Source organism: Streptomyces sp. NBC_01508 (genome assembly GCF_045040315.1).
Classification (GTDB): Bacteria; Actinomycetota; Actinomycetes; order Streptomycetales; family Streptomycetaceae; genus Streptomyces.
Map to the genome: position 1 here is coordinate 6,454,879 of NZ_CP109419.1, position 15,954 is coordinate 6,470,832.

Genomic DNA, 15,954 nt, shown 5'->3' on the forward strand with positions numbered 1-15,954 from the left:
CGTCAATTGTTCGTCACTTTCCGTGTGAAGTATGTGAAGAAACCACTGCGCGGCGAAATTTTTTCCCTTCAGGATTTGAACTGATCACAAGAAGGTCACTAGGGTCAGGCCTCGAACCTTCGCGCGGTTGATCACCCATCCGGGGTGGCGGCGAAGGAACCGCCGAATTCGTGTAGTTCAGTCCGGTAGTCCCGGATTCCCGGCCCGCCGGGAAAGCTGACTCATGGAGCCGGGGATTCGCTCCCCACACCCGGTAGGCGGCTCTGAGGAAGAAGGAGCTCGCCTTCGTGGCGTCCCACCGTCGTCCCAAGCAGCCGAGCCGCGCCCGCGTGACCGTGCTCACCGCGACAGCGGCTGCGGCTGTCGCCCTGACGTCCCAGGCCGCGCAGGCCGATCCCAAGCCGACCAAGGAAGACGTCAAGGAAAAGGTCGACAAGCTCTACCACGAGGCCGAGGCCTCGACCGAGAAGCACAGTGGTGCCCTCGAAAAGGAAGAGAAGCTCGAAAAGCAGGTCGAGGCGATCCAGGACAAGGTCGCCCGCGGCCAGGACGAGCTCAACGAGCTGCGTAGCGGCCTCGGTTCGATGGCCAGCGCCCAGTACCGCTCCGGTGGCATCGACCCGGCGCTCCAGCTCTTTCTCTCCTCCGACCCGGACGACTATCTGGACAAGGCGTCCACGCTCGACCAGATGGGCGCCAAGCAGGTCGGCGCGCTGGAGAAGATCCAGGCCAAGCAGCGGACCCTCGCGCAGCAGCGCAAGGAGGCGACCCTCAAGCTGAAGGACCTCGCCGACACGCGCACGGAACTGGCGAAGAAGAAGAAGGACGTCCAGACCAAGCTCAACGCGGCGAACAAGCTCCTCAACACGCTGACCGCCGAGGAGCGCGCGCAGATATCGGCCGAGGACGAGGAGCGCGCGGCCCGTGGCAACGAGCGCGCCAACCTCGGCAACGAGGCGGCCTCTTCGGGAATGGCCGCCGCCGCGCTGGCCGCCGCCAAGACCCAGCTGGGCAAGCCGTACATCTCCGGCGCCGAGGGCCCCAACTCCTACGACTGCTCCGGGCTGACCCAATGGGCCTACGCCCAGGCGGGCGTGAGCCTCACCCGGACCACGTACACCCAGGTCAACGACGGCACGAAGATCGGCCGAGGCGAACTCGCCCCCGGCGACCTGGTCTTCTTCAGCGGTCTGAGCCATGTCGGGCTGTATGTCGGCAACGGCCAGGTGATCCACGCCCCCAAGCCGGGCACCGTGGTGCGGTACGAGTCCATGGAGTGGGCCGGCAGCTTCCAGTTCGGCGTCCGCGTCGGCTGACGCGGGCGGTCACGCACTCCTCACCACACCTCACGCACCTCTCACGGACACGACCGCGACCGCCCGTTCGGGCGAACTCCGGTTACTCCCGCTGACGCACGCCCCGCCGGTGACCTGTGATCTCCGGCGGGGCATCACTGTCTGTGCCCGGCGCGGTCTTTGGTCACTTTGTGTCCGCGCGGTTACTGTCTGCTGCGCCGTAGCTCCCGGCCATGCTTCCGCCCGTCGGGCGGCAGGGGCTGCGCAGTTGCGTCCAGCGGAAGGAAGTGCGGCTTCCTGTGGTGTCCCATCGTCGTTCCTCACACCCCGGCCACAGCCGGGGCACCCGGGTCACAGTCCTGTCCGCCGCGGCGGTCACGGCCGCGGCAGCCCTCGGGGGGGCGCCGGCGAGCGCGGACCCGCGGGAGCCGGCCGAGGCGACCCGGTCGACCGTCGACCGGCTGTACGAGGAGGCCGAGAAGGCCACCGAGCGGTTCAACAAGGCCGACGAGCGGGCCGATGTGCTGCGCGAACGGGTGGACCGGGTGCGCGACAGCGCGGCCCGGGGCCAGGAGCGGGTCAACCGGATGCGCGGCGCGCTCGGTTCGATCGCCGGCGCTCAGTACCGCTCCGGCGGGCTCGACCCGGCGCTCGCCCTGCTGCTCTCCTCCGACCCGGACAGCTATCTGGGCAGGGCCGAGGCCCTCGACCGGCTGAGCGACCGCCAGGCCCTGGCGCTGCGCGACCTCGGGCAGGCCCAGCGCAAGCTCGGACAGCAGCGCCACGAGGCCACCAAGGATCTCGCGGAACTGGAGCGCAGCCGGGCCGCCGTCGCCCGCCACAAGCGCACCGTCGAGGCCAGACTCGCCGAGGCGCGGCGGCTGTTGAACTCGCTGCCCGACGCGGAGAGGGACGCCGACCGTGCCTCGCGGTCCGGGCGCGACGGCGGGGCGATGTCGCTCTCCGGGGAGGCGCCCGCGTCCGCGCGGGCCGCGGCGGCCGCCCGCGCGGCCCGCGGCGTCGTCGGCCTGCCGTACGTGTGGGGCGCCAACGGCCCCTCGGGGTTCGACTGTTCGGGCCTGACCCAGTGGGCGTACGCGCAGGCCGGGGTCTCCCTGCCGCGTACCTCGCAGGCGCAGCGGTACGCCGGACAGCAGGTGCCGCTCTCCCAGGCGAGACCCGGCGACCTGGTCGCCTACCGCGACGACGCCAGCCACATCGGGATGTACATGGGCAACGGCCAGGTGGTGCACGCGCCTTACCCCGGCGCCTCGGTCCGCTACGACCCGGTCGGCATGATGCCGGTCTCGTCGGTCACCCGGGTCTGAGCCCGGCCCGCCGGGCCGCCCGCCCGGCACGTCCGGCGATCGGGGACGGACCGGCCACCGCACCGGGCGCCGGCGGTCCGTCGGGAGCCGTCCTCGCGGCGCCCCGTACGATCGGCAGGGTGGCAGGTCGGGGACGTACGACTCGAAGACGTGCGGCGGGTCGCAGGCGTACGACCCGCCGGGACGGGGCGCGCCGCCGTGCGGTCGCCGCGCTGCTCGGGTGTCTGCTGGTCGCCTCCGGGTGCTCCGCGCCCCCCGCGGCCGACGCCGCGACCGGCGCCATCCAGCGGACCCTCGACCGCCGGGCCGACGCCCTGCTCGACCGCGACGAGACCGGGTATCTGGCCGCTGTCGACCCCGAGGCCGGTGACCTGCTCGCCGCCGAGCGGCGGACGTACCGGAACCTCGCCGACGTGCCCGTGCGGTCCTGGGAGTACGGTCTGCGGGACGTCGAGCGCACCGGCACCCGCGCGACGGCGCGGGCCGAGCTGCGCTACCGGCTGGCGGGCTACGACAGCGCGCCCGTCACCTCGTCGCGCACGCTGGAGCTGACGGAACGGGACGGGCGCTGGTACGTGACGGCGGACCGGCCCGGCGAGGGCGGCGTGCGGCAGCTCTGGCAGCAGGGCCCCGTCGAGGTCGTGCACGGCAGGCGCAGCCTGATCCTCGGCGTCGGCCAGGACAGCACCCGGCTCCGCGAGATCGCCGCCGCGGCCGACCGGGCGGTGCCCGCCGTCGACGGGGCCTGGCCGGGCGAATGGGCGGGCCGGGTCGTGGTGCTGGTGCCCGCGTCGGTGACGTCGATGGCCGGTCTGCTGGGCGCCTCGGCGGCGAGCTACCGGGGCATCGCCGCCGTCACGACCGGTGAGACGGGGCCGAAGAGTTCGTCTCCCGCCGACCGGGTGATCGTCAACCCCGACGCGTACGGCCTGCTGGGCGACTTCGGGCGCCGGATCGTCCTCACCCACGAGACGACCCATGTGGCGACCCGCGCGGCCACCTCCGAGGCCACCCCGATGTGGCTGTCGGAGGGTTTCTCCGACTGGGTCGCCTACCGGGACACCGGTCGTACGGACGGGCAGGCCGCGCCGGAGCTCGAACGGTCCCCGCGCCGGGGCGGCGCGCCCGCCGCGCTCCCCGAGGACGCGGACTTCGCCTTCGACGCGGAGGCGGACGAACTGGCCCGCGCCTACGAGGGCGGGCGCCTGGCGTGCGAGCTGATCGCCGAGCGCTGGGGCGAGCGGAAGCTGACGGACTTCTACCGGGCGGTCGGGGAGCGCGAGCACCGCGAGGGCGCCGTCGAGAACGCGCTGAACGACGTGCTGTCGGTGACGCCCGACGAGTTCGGCGCGCTGTGGCGGGACCACCTGCGCGAGCGGCTGCGCTGACCCGCTACCGCCCGCGCGGGGGGCCTGTACCGGGCCGTCAGGAGCCGAGCAGCCGGTACGTGTCCTCCTTGCTCGCGCCCTCGCCGCCGGCCGCGCCCGTCGCCTCCTCGCGTTCGCGCGTCCGGGGCGCCGGCACCGTCGCGCGCCACAGCCGGCCGCACGCGGTCAGCGCCGCGGCGACCAGCAGCCCGTTGCGTACGACGAGCAGGGTCACGCCCAGCCAGTCGCTCGCCGTCACGTGCGAGAAGAACAGCGGGAATTCGAGCGCCGTGACCGCGCAGGCCGCCAGCACGAGCACCGCGGGCGGCGTCATCGGGCTGGTGCGCGCCAGCAGGCACACGGCGGCCAGGCCCACCAGCCAGATCATGTACTGCGGGCTGATCACCCGGCTCGTGACGGTGAAGAGCAGTACGGCGACGAACGCCGCGTCGCACAGGGTGCTCGCCGCGAACGCCTTCGCCCGCAGCCGCCAGACGAGCAGCCAGCCGAAGGCCGCCACGGTCAGGACGAGAGCGAGCGCGCTGACGAGCGGGACGTACGGCCCCCGGAACTCCACCGAGCCGTAGCTGAACATCACGGCCCCGTCCCAGCCGAGATGCCGGGCCACATGGAAGACCAGCGCGCCCAGCGACTCGACCTCGGTGCCCCGGTCGCGCTGCGCGGTGAGGAAGTCCAGCGCGCCCGGCAGCACCGCGGAGACCATGGCCAGCAGCGCGAGCGCCGTCGCGGCGGCGGCCGACCAGGACAGCCGGGTGGCCCGGCCGCGCGGCGTACCGATCAGCAGCAGCACCGGCCAGACCTTCAGCAGCGCCCCGAACCCCGCGAGCGCGCCCAGCAGTTGGGGCCTGCGGACGCCCACGAGGAGGGCGCAGACGGCCACGGCGGTCACCATCAGGTCGTAGCGCGCGTACACGGTGGGCCCGAGCAGCGCCACGCCGGCGACCCACACCCACACGCCGCGCGTCGAGCGCCCGGGGCGCCGGCTCGCGCGCAGCAGCGTGGCGAAGACCAGCGCGTCGCAGAGCAGGCACAGGGTGAAGAACGCCGTGGCGTAGTCGAGGAAGGGCAGCAGGGCGGGGGAGAGGATCGCGAACGCGGCGGCGGGCGGGTACTGCCAGGTGACGTCCGACCGGGGGAAGGTGCCGGTGAGCAGGACGTCGTACCAGCCCTGATAGGTCACGGAGACGTCCGGGGTGACGTCGACACCGGGCGCGAGGAGGATCTTGAGGACACAGAGCATCAGTACGGTCCGGGTGAGCAGCCACACCGTGACCTGCCCGAGCGTGCTGAGCGCGCTGACCGGGGCGCCCGCCGATACGTCTCCAGCCGCTTCGGCGTGGGTGCGCTTCGTGTCCCCGACCGTCATGACCACCTGCCCGTTTTGACCGAAATGCGAATATGTGTCGGCGGGAGCCATCATGCGGGGGGACTGGCGCGGGAGCGATGAGGCGGGGCCGTTCGGTACTGTCGGCGACGATGCACAAGACCTTGATCGTGACCAACGACTTCCCGCCCCGGCCCGGTGGCATCCAGGCGTTCCTGCACAACATGGCGCTGCGGCTGGACCCCGACCGGATCGTCGTCTACGCCTCCACTTGGAAGCGCGGCGCCGAGGGCGCGGAGGCGACGGCCGCCTTCGACGCCGAGCAGCCCTTCACGGTCGTGCGCGACCGTACGACGATGCTGCTGCCCACCCCGAGGGTGACCCGGCGGGCGGTGGGACTGCTGCGTGAACACGGCTGCGAGTCCGTGTGGTTCGGCGCCGCCGCCCCGCTCGGCCTGATGGGCCCCGCGCTGCGCCGGGCCGGCGCCCGGCGCATCGTCGCCACCACGCACGGCCACGAGGCGGGCTGGGCGCAACTGCCCGCGTCACGGCAACTGCTGCGCCGTATCGGCGAGGGCACGGACACGATCACCTACCTCGGCGAGTACACGCGCTCACGCATCGCCCCCGCGCTCACGCCGGACGCGGCCGGGCGCATGGTCCAACTGCCGCCCGGCGTCGACGAGAAGACCTTCCACCCGGCCTCGGGCGGTGCCGCCGTGCGCGAGCGGCTGGGGCTCACCGACCGGCCCGTCGTCGTCTGCGTCTCCCGGCTGGTGCCGCGCAAGGGGCAGGACACGCTGATCCGCGCCATGCCGGCGATCCTGGCGAGGGTCCCGGACACCGTGCTGCTGATCGTCGGCGGCGGTCCTTACGCCAAGGAACTGCGGAAGCTGGCGGCCGAGACCGGCGTCGGCGACTCCGTACGCTTCACCGGCCCCGTCCCCTGGTCCGAACTGCCCGCCCACTACGGCGCGGGCGACGTCTTCGCGATGCCCTGCCGCACCCGGCGCGGCGGCCTCGACGTGGAGGGCCTGGGCATCGTCTACCTGGAGGCTTCCGCGACGGGGCTCCCGGTGGTCGCCGGCGACTCCGGCGGCGCGCCGGACGCGGTGCTGGACGGCGAGACGGGGTGGGTGGTGCGGGGCGGGCCCGCCGCGATCGCCGCGCGGGAGTCGGCGGACCGCGTCGTGACGCTGCTCCTCGACCCGGAACTACGGGGGCGGATGGGGCGCCGAGGCCGGGAATGGGTCGAGGAACGCTGGCGCTGGGACCTCCTGGCGACGCGTCTGCGCGAGCTGCTGTAGGGGCGGGGCTGTCCGGCCTGTCCGGCCTGTCCCGCAGAGCCTGCCTGCCTCCCCGCAGTCGGGGCCGTACGCGACGCGTCTACGAGCCGTCCGGTGTCGCTGTGGTCCGGGAGCGTTGCCGGGCTGCGCGGCTCGTGGGCCGCGCCCGTCCGGCGATTGAGGACGAACCGGCCACCGGGCGGACCCGGTCACGGCATCCGGCGCCGGGGCCAGGGGCTCGGGGCGGACCCGGTCCGCCCAACGGGCTCAGCCCCGGTAGATCGACTCGATCTCGTCCGCGAAATCCTTCGCCACCACGCCGCGCTTCAGCTTCAGCGACGGCGTGATGTGACCCGCCTCCTGGGTGAACTGCGCCTGAAGGACCCGGAACTTCCGTACCGACTCCGCCTTCGAGACCGCCGCGTTGCCGTCGTCCACCGCCTGCTGGACCGCCGCCAGCAGATCCGGGTCGTCGTGCAGCGTCACCGCCGTCGAGCCCGGCGGCTTGCCGTGCTCCTTGACCCAGCGGGCCAGGAACTCCTCGTCGATCGTCAGCAGCGCGCCCACGAACGGTCGGCCGTCGCCGACCACCATGCACTCGGCGATCAGCGCGTGCGCGCGGATGCGGTCCTCGATCACGGCGGGCGCGACGTTCTTGCCGCCCGCCGTCACCAGGATCTCCTTCTTGCGGCCGGTGATCGCGAGATACCCGTCCTCGTCGAGCGTGCCGATGTCGCCGCTGTGGAACCAGCCGTCGGCCAGCGCCTCCGCCGTCGCCGGCTCGTTGTTCCAGTAGCCCGTGAACAGGTGCTCGCCGTGCAGCAGCACCTCACCGTCGTCCGCGATGCGGACCACCGAACCCGGCAGCGGCTGCCCGACCGTGCCGATCTTCTGCCGGTCCCACGGGTTGAACGCGGTGGCCGCGCACGTCTCCGTCAGGCCGTAACCCTCCAGCACGGTGAAGCCGATGCCGCGGAAGAAGTGCCCGAGGCGTTCGCCCAGCGGGGCGCCGCCGGAGATGGCGTACTCGCCACGGCCGCCGAGGACGGCGCGCAGCTTGCGGTACACGAGCGCGTCGAAGACCTGGTGCTTGATCCTGAGCCCGACGGACGGACCCCGCCCGCTGCTCAGCGCGCGGCTGTAGTCGATCGCCGTGCGCGCCGCGCGGTCGAAGATCTTGCCCTTGCCGTCCGCCGCGGCCTTGGCCCGCGCCGAGTTGTAGACCTTCTCGAAGACGCGCGGCACCCCGAGGATCAGCGTCGGCCGGAACGTGGCCAGCTCCTCGGTCAGATTCCTGATGTCCGGTGCGCAGCCGAGTTTGATCGGCGCCATCACGGAGGCCACCTCGACCAGCCGTCCGAAGACGTGCGCGGCGGGCAGGAAGAGCAGGACGGAACACTCGCCCGTACGGAACAGCGGTTTCAGGCGCTCCACCACGTTGCCGCACTCCGCGAAGAAGGCGCGGTGCGTCAGGACGCAGCCCTTGGGGCGGCCGGTGGTTCCCGAGGTGTAGACGATCGTCGCCGGATCGTCGGCCTTCGCCGTCGCGCTGCGTTCGTCGACCTCCGCCTCGGTGATCTCCGCGCCGGCGGCGGTCAGTTCGGCCACACAGCCGGTGCGACCGCCCTCGCCGCCCTCGTCACCCTGGCCGGTCCGGTCGAGCTGCCAGACGCGCCGCAGCTCCGGCAGCCCGTCCGAGACGGACTTCACCGCCGCGGCGTGCGCGTCGGACTCCACGATCACGGCGGCGGTGCCCGAGTCGCCGAGGATCCACTGGACCTGCTCGGCGGAGCTGGTCTCGAACACCGGTACCGTGACGGCGCCCGCGCTCCAGATCGCGAAGTCCAGCAGCACCCACTCGTACCGGGTACGGGACATCAGGGCGACCCGCTCACCGGGGCGGATGCCGGACGCGATCAGCCCCTTGGCCACCGCCCGGACCTCGGCGAGGAACTGGGTGGCCGTGACATCCGTCCACGCACCGGCGACCTTGCGGCCCAGGACCGCGACATCGGGATGCTGAACGGCGTTGCGGCGGATGAGATCCGTCAGGTTGCCGTCCGAGGGGACTTCGTACAGGGCCGGAAGGCTGAACTCGCGCAAGACTGCTGCTCCTCGTCGGGCGCCGGTGGCACGCCACTGTGCCGAACCGGCTGCGATCCACATCGGGCAGGTGCTCTCGGGAGTGAGCACGGCTGGACTGCCCGGACGTTACCCACCAGTACACGGTTCCGGATAGGGGTGCCCGGCCAGATGTTCCCTGCGTCACACGATTTTTTGACGGTCCTTCGCGCAGAGTAGTCCAAAGCTGTACGGACGTGTCAGTAACCGCAGGTCCGCACCCCTGTACTCAGTCGGAAGGCGGCGATCTAGGGTGAGCGGCATGCGTGAGGGCGGGAACGGCGACGGGGACGGCGACACGAACAGAGCCACGAACAGAGCCACGAGCGGCGACGGGAACGGCCGCGCCCGTACCCGCGTCCACGTCGTCAGTGACGTGCACGGCAACACCCGCGACCTCGCCACCGCCGGCACCGGCGCCGACGCCCTGATCTGCCTCGGTGACCTGGTCCTCTTCCTCGACTACGCCGACCACTCGCGCGGCATCTTCCCCGACCTCTTCGGCGAGGAGAACGCCGACCGCATCGTGGAACTGCGCACCGCCCGCCGCTTCGACGAGGCCCGTGACCTGGGCCGCAGCCTCTGGGCGGGGCTCGCGACCGACCGCGACAGCGCCATCGAATCGGCGGTGCGCCGCCAGTACGCCGAAATGTTCGCCGTCCTCCCCACTCCGACGTACGCCACCTACGGCAACGTCGACATCCCCGCCCTCTGGCCCGAGTACGCCGGACCGGGCACCACCGTCCTCGACGGCGAGCGGGTCGAGATCGGCGGGCGCGTCTTCGGCTTCGTCGGCGGTGGCCTGCGCACCCCGATGCGCACCCCGTACGAGATCTCCGACGAGGAGTACGCGGCCAAGGTCGAGCGGCTCGGCGACGTCGACGTGCTGTGCTCCCACATCCCGCCCGAGGTCCCCGAGTTGACGTACGACACCGTCGCCCGCCGCTTCGAGCGCGGCAGCCGCGCGCTGCTGGACGCCGTCCGCCGTACGAAACCGAGGTACGCGCTCTTCGGCCATGTCCACCAGCCGCTCGCCCCCCGGATGCGCGTCGGCTCGACGGAGTGTGTGAACGTCGGACACTTCGCGTCCACCGGACGGCCCTGGGCCATGGAATGGTGACCGCCGGGCACGCGATAACCTGCACACCGCACGGCCGGTACCGGTAAAGCGTGACCGTCGCCCCGCTTTGCCGGGGAGACACCATCTGGAGGAGCGCGTCGATGGCGGAACACACCAAGTCGAGCATCACGATCGAGGCGGCACCCGCCGACGTGATGGGCGTGATCGCCGACTTCGCCCGCTATCCCGAGTGGACCGGCGAGGTGAAGGAGGCCGAGGTGCTGTCCACCGACGCCGAGGGCCGCGCCGAGCAGGTCAGGCTGGTGCTCGACGCGGGCGCGATCAAGGACGACCACACCCTCGCGTACACCTGGACCGGCGGTGACGAGGTCAGCTGGACTCTCGTCAAGTCGCAGATGCTGCGCTCCCTCGACGGCTCGTACCGGCTGGCACCGGCGGGCGGCGGCGGGCGCACCGAGGTCACCTACCGGCTGACCGTCGACGTCAAGATCCCGATGCTCGGCATGATCAAGCGCAAGGCCGAGAAGGTCATCATCGACCGTGCCCTGGCCGGTCTGAAGAAGCGGGTCGAGAGCGCACCCCCGAGCGCCGGATCCGCCGGAGCGGCCGAGACGCCCACCACCTGATGACGGAGCGCGCCGACAGCACGGCACCGGCCACGGGCGTGCCGCGCACGGTCCTGGTCACCGGCCCCGGCGGGGCGGGCCGCAGCACCGTCGCGGCGGCGACCGCCCTGGCCGCCGCCCGGCGCGGCAGCCGTACGCTGCTGCTCTCCGCCGACCCGGCGGGGCCGGGCCTCGGTGCCGTACTCGGCACGGAGGGCGCCGTCGCCGTCGAACCGGCCGAGGTGACGCCCGGCCTCTGGGCCGCCCGCGTCGACCCCGCCGACTACTTCCGCACCGAATTCCTCGCCCTCCAGGACCGCGCCGCCACCGCGCTCGACATGCTCGGCGCCCGGCGCCTGGACGGCGAGGAGCTGACCGAACTGCCGGGCAGCGAACAGTTCGCCCTGCTCCAGGCGCTGCGCCGGGCCGCGGCCGGCGACTGGGACGTGCTCGTCGTCGACCTGCCGCCGCTGCGCGACGCCCTGTCCGTACTCGCCCTGCCCGAGCGGCTGCGCCGGCTGCTGGGCCGCCTCCTGCCGGCGGAGCGGCAGGCCGCGCGTGCGCTGCGCCCGATGATGGCGCAGCTCGCCGGCGTACCGATGCCCGCGGGCTGGCTGTACGGCGCCGCCGCCCGCCGGGACGAGGAACTGGCCGCCGTCCAGGCGCTGATCGAGGCCCCGACCACGACCGTACGGCTCGTCGCCGAGCCCGGCCCGGCCGCCGGGGACGCCCTGCGCGTGGCCCGCGGCGGGATCGGTCTGTACGGGCTGCGCGTCGACGCCCTCGTACCGAACAAGGTGCTGCCGACGGGTTCGTCCGACGCCTGGGCCGCGACGCTCGCCGCGCAGCAGCAGAAGTGCCTGGACGAGTGGGGCGAGGAGTACGGCTCCGCGTGGCCGCTGCGCGCGGTGCGCCACCTCGGCCGGGATCCGCGCGGACTCGACGATCTCGCTGATCTCGACGGCCTCGCCGGTCTCGACGGTCCGGGTCCGGGTCCGGGCGGGGACCCGGAGCCGTACCGCGATCCGTGGTGGGTGGAGGACCGGCGGGAGGAGGACGGTCTGCTGGTGTGGTCCCTGCCACTGCCCGGCGCGGTGAAGGCGGACGTCGCACTGGTGCGGCGCGGTGACGAACTGCTCCTGACCGTAGGCCCGTTCCACCGCATCGTGCCGCTCGCCGCCGCCCTGCGGCGCTGCACCGTCTCGGGCGCCGCGCTCACGGACGGTGTCCTGAAGGTCCGTTTCACGCCGGACCCGGGGCTCTGGCCGCGCACACCCTGAACGTCCCACCCGGGTTCGGGTACCGTCGAAGGTACACAGCCTCCGGTCCGCCCCGGACGAGGCGCCTTGTCCCGATGCGGGAGTAACCCATGAGCGATGCCACCGAGCGTCCCGCCGCCGACCCGGACGCCTGGGCCACGGCCTGCGCCGAGGACCTGGCCGCCGAGAAGGCCCGTCGCCGTGCCGTCCACGGGACGCCGCCCGGCTCGGCCTCCGAAGAGCTGCGCCGGTTCGTCGACGCCGTGGCCGACAAGGTGTCCTCGTTCCAGAGCCCACTGCTCGGGATGGCCGCGCAGGGCGCCGTCCAGCAGTTCATCACCCAGGCCAAGTCGGCCGTCGAGCCGGTCATCGACCGTAATCCGGATATCTTCGACCACCTCGCGGCGGCCGGAAACGAACTGCTCGCCGCCTACCGCTCCGCCGTCGAGGGCGACGAGCGCCGCTGGACCCGGGGACCGGACGAGGCGCCCGACATCAGCCTGAAGAAGACGGACGGAAAGGCCAACGACCCCTCGGATCCCCGCGATGAGGGTCCCACCCCCGGCACCCACATCGACCTGGACTGACGGCCGGACGCCCGCCCTCGGGTACGGTTGGCCCCAGCGGGGCTCGACCGAAAACTGAGGGATACATGGGACTCACCATCGGCGTCGACATCGGCGGCACGAAGATCGCGGCGGGCGTCGTCGACGAAGAGGGCGCGATTCTCGATACGCACCTGGTGCCCACCCCGCCGACCGCGGAGGGCATCGTCGACGCGATCTGCGCGGCGGTCTCCGGTGCCGGCAAGGGACACGAGATCGAGGCGGTCGGCATCGGCGCCGCCGGCTACGTGGACGACAAGCGCGCCACCGTCCTGTTCGCGCCGAACATCGACTGGCGTCACGAACCGCTCAAGGACAAGGTCGAGCAGCGGGTCGGGATGCAGGTCGTCGTGGAGAACGACGCGAACGCGGCGGCCTGGGGCGAGTACAAGTTCGGGGCCGGACAGGGCCACGAGGACGTCATCTGCATCACGCTCGGCACCGGGCTGGGCGGCGGCATCATCATCGGCAACAAACTGCGCCGCGGACGCTTCGGCGTCGCGGCGGAATTCGGCCATATCCGGGTCGTGCCCGACGGGTTGCTGTGCGGCTGCGGCAGCCAGGGCTGCTGGGAGCAGTACGCGTCGGGACGCGCCCTGGTCCGGTACGCGAAGCAACGCGCCAACGCCACACCCGAGAACGCGGAGATCCTGCTGCGCCTCGGCGACGGCACACCCGGGGGCATCGAGGGCAAGCACATCAGCGCCGCCGCCCGCGAGGGCGACCCGGTGGCCGTCGACTCCTTCCGGGAGCTGGCCCGTTGGGCCGGCGCGGGCCTGGCCGACCTGGCCTCGCTGTTCGACCCGTCGGCGTTCATCGTCGGCGGTGGCGTGTCGGACGAGGGCGAACTGGTCCTCGACCCGATCCGCAAGTCCTTCCGCCGCTGGCTGATCGGCGGCGCGTGGCGTCCGCACGCGCAGGTTCTCGCCGCCCAACTGGGTGGCAAGGCCGGGCTGGTCGGCGCCGCGGACCTGGCCCGCCAGGGCTGAGCCGTACGGTCGGTCGGTCCGCACCGTTGTCCTCAATCGCCGATCGGGCAAGCCTGTCCGGCGATTGAGGGCAGAGCACAGCGGCCCGTCCGGCATTTGAGGACGAACCCGGCCACCGGACGAACCCGGCCACCGGACGAACCCGGTATCCCGACGACCACCGCCCGCCGCGCCCCGCAGGGGGTCGGCGGGCGGTGGCCTATCGTGGTCCGGTGACAACTCCGGTGAGTGGACAGGGTGGACCCGTCCCCATGATTTCGCTTCCCGACTCCCGTACCGAGTCGGACGGTTCGGCCGTGATCCGCGTGCTCAGCTACAACGTCCGCTCCCTGCGCGACGACCGCGAGGCGCTGGCCCGGGTGATCCGGGCCTGCGAGCCCGACCTGGTCTTCGTCCAGGAGGCGCCGCGCTTCTTCCGCTGGCGCAAGCGGGCCGCGTGGCTGGCCGCCCGGACCGATCTCGTCGTCCTCAGCGGTGGCGGCACGGCCGCGGGCCCGCTGCTGCTGTGCTCACTGCGCGCGACGGTGGAGCGTACGCGGGACGTGCTGCTGCCGCTGACGCCGGGCCTGCACCGGCGGGGCTTCGCCACAGCGGTCGTACGGATCGGGGGCGCCCGGATCGGGCTGCTCAGCTGCCATCTCAGCCTTGGGAGCGACGAGCGTTTCGCCCAGGCCGGGATGGTGCTCGACCAGGTCCGGGCGATGGACGTCCCGCACACGATCGTGGCCGGTGACATCAACGACCGGCCGCAGGGGCGTTCGTTCCGCAGGCTGGCCGGGGAGTTGCAGGACGGCTGGGCGGTCAAGCCGTGGGGGAGCGAGTACACCTCGACGCCCGCCGATCCGCACCAGCGCATCGACGCGATCTTCGCGACCGAGGGTGTCGAAGTGCTGGGCTGCGGCGTGCCGTTGGGGCTGCCGGGCATCGTTCAGAGCGATCTGCGGGCGGCCACGGATCACCTTCCGGTGCTGGCCGCCCTGCGCGTGCCCGCGGTCCTGAACCCGCCTTCCGGGGAAAGGGGTTGAGACGGCGTCAGTCCTGACGGGGCGTCAGGTCGCCGCTGTGGGCGTCAGACCACCGCGCCGCGGCCCGGATCGTCGTCCTCGTCGTCCCCGTGCTGCATCCGCGCCACCAGCGTGGCGAAACCGCCCAGGAAGCCGCCGATACAGACCGTCGTCAGCCACCAGGTCATCTCCCACCGGAACAGCACGGCGAGGAGCATGAGCACCGGGCCGCCGATCACCGCGAGCCAGGCGAACTTGGCCGTGACGTCGGCCTCGGGCAGCGGCGGCGGCTCCGGCGGTACGAAATGGCCCTCGTCGCTGTCGTCGAGGTCGTCGTCCTTCGGCTCCGCGATCGAGTAGTCGCGCGGGCCGCCGCCGGCGACGCCGGGCGCGAAGACGATCGAGCTGCCGAGCGACGGCTTGTCGGGCTTGGCGTCCGGCTCGGGCTCGCGTTCGCGATCCGCTTCCGCGGCTGCCTTGGCCTTGGCTTCCGCCCCGGTCTCGGCGTCCGTCCCGGCCGTGTCCGGCACGGTCTCCGACCGGTTCACCGGTCCGAGGTCCGCCTTCGTGCTCCCGGCCCCCTTGTCCTTCGGCGGCGTCGGCTCGGACCTGTTCCGGTCGCTCTCCAGGAGCGCCAGATCCTCGACCGACTTGAAGGGCTTGGCACCCGGCGGATCGGCCGGCTCCTCGCCGTAACCCGCGACGATCGCCGCCCACGCGGCGTCCTCGTCGATCGGCTGCGGCTCGCGGTCCGCGTCATGCTCAGCCACCGGTTGTGCTCCCCTTCTTCCCGACGTTCGGAGCGAGTCGGCCGATGAACGCGTGACTCTCCTCGAAAATCCGCTCCGCATCGTGGTCCAACGTCGCCACGTGGTAGCTCTGTTCCAGGATGACCTCCCGGATGTCGGTCGACGAGACCCGGCCGAGGATCCTGGCCGAGTCGGCCGGGGGCACGACATGGTCACGCGGGCTGCGCATCAGCAGCAGCGGCTGGGTGACCTGCGGCAGCTCCCCGTCCACCAGCCGGAAGAAATTCCGCAGCGAGTGCGCGGCGTGCAGCGGGACCCGGTCGTAACCGACCTCCTGGCCGCCCTCCAGCGCGATGTCGCCACGCAATCCCTTTGTCGTCCGGACGAGATGACGGGCTACGGGCAGCGCGTACGCCGAAAGGCCGTGCACCTTGTTCCCCGGGTTGACGACGGCGACGCCGCTGACCGCGTGCCCGTGCTTGGCGGCGAGCCGCAGCGCCAGCGTCCCGCCCATGGAGAGGCCGAAGACGAAGACCCGCTCGCACCGCTCGCCGATCTCCCGCAGCGCCCGGTCCACCTCCGCGTACCAGTCCTGCCAGCCGGTGATCTGCATGTCCTCCCAGCGGGTGCCGTGCCCGGGGAGCAGCGGCAGCGACACCGTGAGGTCCCGGGCGGCCAGATACTCGGCCCAGGGGCGCAGCGACTGCGGGGAACCGGTGAATCCGTGGCAGAGGAGGACGCCGACATCTCCGCCCTCGTGGCGGTACGGCTCGGCTCCAGGAAGGACCGGCACAGGGTCTCCTGTTCGTGAGTCTTCGTGAGTCATCGTGAGTCTGGAAGTGGTACTTCACCGTACGCGACCGGACCGACACCGACCAGAGCCGTCGGCGCCCCGGGACGGAACCCGCGCGCCCCCCGCG

14 protein-coding genes are annotated in these 15,954 nt (G+C 72.4%); 10 read left to right on the forward strand and 4 right to left on the reverse strand.

Features of this window, described 5'->3' with window-relative positions:
• Window positions 1–287 precede the first annotated feature (287 nt).
• From OG700_RS29875 to OG700_RS29885, 3 genes are all read left to right on the forward strand, one after another.
• Window positions 288–1,316 (forward strand): NlpC/P60 family protein, encoded by a 1,029-nt coding sequence (locus OG700_RS29875; RefSeq protein ID WP_405618949.1) that lies wholly within the window; start codon window positions 288–290, stop codon window positions 1,314–1,316.
• A gap of 278 nt (window positions 1,317–1,594) precedes the next feature.
• Complete coding sequence (locus OG700_RS29880) at window positions 1,595–2,623, forward strand: NlpC/P60 family protein (RefSeq protein WP_405622073.1); 1,029 nt, start codon at window positions 1,595–1,597, stop codon at window positions 2,621–2,623.
• Window positions 2,624–2,742: 119 nt separating this feature from the next.
• A complete protein-coding gene (locus OG700_RS29885; RefSeq protein WP_405618951.1) occupies window positions 2,743–4,011 on the forward strand; it encodes a hypothetical protein in 1,269 nt (422 codons plus the stop codon).
• A 37-nt stretch (window positions 4,012–4,048) separates the two neighbouring features.
• Here the strand turns inward: OG700_RS29885 and OG700_RS29890 are convergent, their stop codons facing one another.
• On the reverse strand, window positions 4,049–5,377 hold the full coding sequence (locus OG700_RS29890; RefSeq protein WP_405618953.1) for a glycosyltransferase 87 family protein: 1,329 nt from the start codon (window positions 5,375–5,377) through the stop codon (window positions 4,049–4,051).
• 110 nt (window positions 5,378–5,487) lie between these two features.
• Between OG700_RS29890 and OG700_RS29895 the strand changes: the two genes are divergently transcribed.
• On the forward strand, window positions 5,488–6,642 hold the full coding sequence (locus OG700_RS29895; RefSeq protein WP_405618955.1) for a glycosyltransferase family 4 protein: 1,155 nt from the start codon (window positions 5,488–5,490) through the stop codon (window positions 6,640–6,642).
• A gap of 246 nt (window positions 6,643–6,888) precedes the next feature.
• Here OG700_RS29895 and OG700_RS29900 read toward each other — a convergent pair whose 3' ends face one another.
• Entirely contained in the window at window positions 6,889–8,724 is a 1,836-nt protein-coding gene (locus tag OG700_RS29900; RefSeq protein ID WP_405618957.1) for an AMP-dependent synthetase/ligase, read from the reverse strand.
• 280 nt (window positions 8,725–9,004) lie between these two features.
• Between OG700_RS29900 and OG700_RS29905 the strand changes: the two genes are divergently transcribed.
• The 6 genes from OG700_RS29905 to OG700_RS29930 all read left to right on the forward strand — a co-directional run bounded on the left by OG700_RS29905 (window position 9,005) and on the right by OG700_RS29930 (window position 14,306).
• On the forward strand, window positions 9,005–9,862 hold the full coding sequence (locus OG700_RS29905; RefSeq protein WP_405618959.1) for a metallophosphoesterase: 858 nt from the start codon (window positions 9,005–9,007) through the stop codon (window positions 9,860–9,862).
• Window positions 9,863–9,963: 101 nt separating this feature from the next.
• A complete protein-coding gene (locus OG700_RS29910) occupies window positions 9,964–10,449 on the forward strand; it encodes an SRPBCC family protein (protein ID WP_405618961.1) in 486 nt (161 codons plus the stop codon).
• Window positions 10,449–11,708, forward strand: coding sequence for an ArsA family ATPase (locus OG700_RS29915; RefSeq protein ID WP_405618963.1), 1,260 nt, complete (start codon window positions 10,449–10,451; stop codon window positions 11,706–11,708). Before OG700_RS29910 ends, OG700_RS29915 begins: the two co-directional genes overlap by 1 nt.
• A gap of 89 nt (window positions 11,709–11,797) precedes the next feature.
• A complete protein-coding gene (locus OG700_RS29920) occupies window positions 11,798–12,274 on the forward strand; it encodes a DUF5304 domain-containing protein (protein ID WP_405618965.1) in 477 nt (158 codons plus the stop codon).
• Between the two features lie 65 nt (window positions 12,275–12,339).
• Window positions 12,340–13,281, forward strand: a complete 942-nt coding sequence (locus tag OG700_RS29925; RefSeq protein ID WP_405618967.1) for an ROK family glucokinase — start codon at window positions 12,340–12,342, stop codon at window positions 13,279–13,281.
• A 251-nt stretch (window positions 13,282–13,532) separates the two neighbouring features.
• On the forward strand, window positions 13,533–14,306 hold the full coding sequence (locus OG700_RS29930) for an endonuclease/exonuclease/phosphatase family protein (RefSeq protein ID WP_405618969.1): 774 nt from the start codon (window positions 13,533–13,535) through the stop codon (window positions 14,304–14,306).
• 44 nt (window positions 14,307–14,350) lie between these two features.
• Here the strand turns inward: OG700_RS29930 and OG700_RS29935 are convergent, their stop codons facing one another.
• Window positions 14,351–15,055 (reverse strand): hypothetical protein, encoded by a 705-nt coding sequence (locus tag OG700_RS29935; RefSeq protein ID WP_405618971.1) that lies wholly within the window; start codon window positions 15,053–15,055, stop codon window positions 14,351–14,353.
• Window positions 15,048–15,827: an alpha/beta hydrolase gene (locus tag OG700_RS29940; RefSeq protein WP_405618973.1), complete on the reverse strand. Its 780-nt coding sequence runs from the start codon at window positions 15,825–15,827 to the stop codon at window positions 15,048–15,050. Before OG700_RS29940 ends, OG700_RS29935 begins: the two co-directional genes overlap by 8 nt.
• Window positions 15,828–15,954: the final 127 nt, after the last annotated feature.

Bases quoted from the DNA above. Each gene is read 5' to 3' on its own strand.
- OG700_RS29925 (WP_405618967.1), top strand. From the start codon at position 12,340: ATGGGACTCACCATCGGCGTCGACATCGGCGGCACGAAGATCGCGGCG.
- OG700_RS29920 (WP_405618965.1), top strand. From the start codon at position 11,798: ATGAGCGATGCCACCGAGCGTCCCGCCGCCGACCCGGACGCCTGGGCC.
- OG700_RS29930 (WP_405618969.1), top strand. From the start codon at position 13,533: ATGATTTCGCTTCCCGACTCCCGTACCGAGTCGGACGGTTCGGCCGTG.
- OG700_RS29890 (WP_405618953.1), bottom strand. From the start codon at position 5,377: ATGACGGTCGGGGACACGAAGCGCACCCACGCCGAAGCGGCTGGAGAC.
- OG700_RS29895 (WP_405618955.1), top strand. From the start codon at position 5,488: ATGCACAAGACCTTGATCGTGACCAACGACTTCCCGCCCCGGCCCGGT.
- OG700_RS29910 (WP_405618961.1), top strand. From the start codon at position 9,964: ATGGCGGAACACACCAAGTCGAGCATCACGATCGAGGCGGCACCCGCC.
- OG700_RS29915 (WP_405618963.1), top strand. From the start codon at position 10,449: ATGACGGAGCGCGCCGACAGCACGGCACCGGCCACGGGCGTGCCGCGC.
- OG700_RS29905 (WP_405618959.1), top strand. From the start codon at position 9,005: ATGCGTGAGGGCGGGAACGGCGACGGGGACGGCGACACGAACAGAGCC.